This is a genomic window from Bacillus sp. LR--39 (assembly GCF_053613335.1).
This window is the reverse complement of the sequence record NZ_JBSIOT010000314.1, coordinates 1-1,087: the sequence shown is the minus strand read 5'-3', so window position 1 is coordinate 1,087 and position 1,087 is coordinate 1. Positions and strand designations below refer to the sequence as shown.

Annotated in this window: 1 protein-coding gene and 1 pseudogene; both read left to right on the top strand. The window is 49.0% G+C overall.

Features of this window, described 5'->3' with window-relative positions:
- A pseudogene (locus ACWHAR_RS22815) lies at positions 1-165 on the top strand (phage portal protein); the annotation flags it as partial.
- A 19-nt stretch (positions 166-184) separates the two neighbouring features.
- Positions 185-1,012 carry an XkdF-like putative serine protease domain-containing protein gene (locus ACWHAR_RS22810; RefSeq protein ID WP_452087916.1) on the top strand — a complete coding sequence of 276 codons (828 nt, stop codon included), beginning with the start codon at positions 185-187 and terminating at the stop codon, positions 1,010-1,012.
- The last annotated feature ends 75 nt before the right edge of the window (positions 1,013-1,087 follow it).

Sequence of the window (1,087 nt, the reverse complement as noted above, 5' to 3'; positions counted from 1 at the left end):
CCGAATGATTTACGCGACCTTGCCGGACGGGTGCTTGGGAAAACACTTGAGGAGTGGCCTGAGGACATTTATAAACGGCCTGCAGGACAGGATGCGGAAAAGACAAACCTGACTGTGCTCATGCAGGAGTTGAAAGAAAGCATCGAAGATATCAAAACGTCCTGAAGGGAGGTGAATCAAGCAGGTGGCGCGAGAATTAAGAAATGCCAAAATCAGCTTTGTCAGTTATGTGGACAAGGCGGCTAACCAGACAGAATTTTTCTTTACGAAGTCAGCCAAACCTCCGTCATTTGAAAAAAAGGTTCGGCTGTTTACAAAAAGTGAGCAGGATGAACAAAAGCTCGTGTACGGAATCGTGTATGAGCCTGATGTTCCTGATGCACACGGCGATTTTATGACCGCCGAGGAAATTGAAAAAGCGGCGCACGGTTTTCTCGCGGAGGCACGGGAGATTGATATCAATCACAGCTTTGAGGGCGGAACCGGCGTCGTGGTCGAGTCCTATGTGGCGCCCGATGATTTTATGATCGGGTCAAAGCGGATTACAAAGGGCTCATGGGTGCTCGTGACAAGAGCGTCTGACGAGGTGTGGGAACAGATCAAGGCTGGAATCATCACCGGCTACAGCATGGCGGGCAATGCAGATGTGTATGAAGAAGAACCGGTCGAAAAAGCAGGGTTCTTTAGTGTATTCAAGCAAATGCTTGCTGACAAAACAGGGAAGGAGACTGAAGAAATGAGAAAAGAAGACATGAAAGAATCATTCGAGCATGCGCTTTACCCTCTGCTCAAACGGCTTGAGCGGATTGAAAAAAACACAGACACGGAGGAAAAGCCGGAGCAGACGGGTGATGACGAGCGTCTGAAAAAGCTCGTTGAAGACATGCTTGCCCCGCTGATCGAACGCATCGAGGCTTTGGAAAAAGCGCGAGGCGCGTCTAAGCAGACAGCGGACGATACGGGCGGCAATACAGAGCAAGTCAAAAAACCAATCTGGAGCGGACTGCTGTAAAACCAGTCAAGGAGGAGGAAATCAATTGAGAAATCAAGAGATCATTCGGAAAGCGGAAATGTCGCTTTCTGCTTT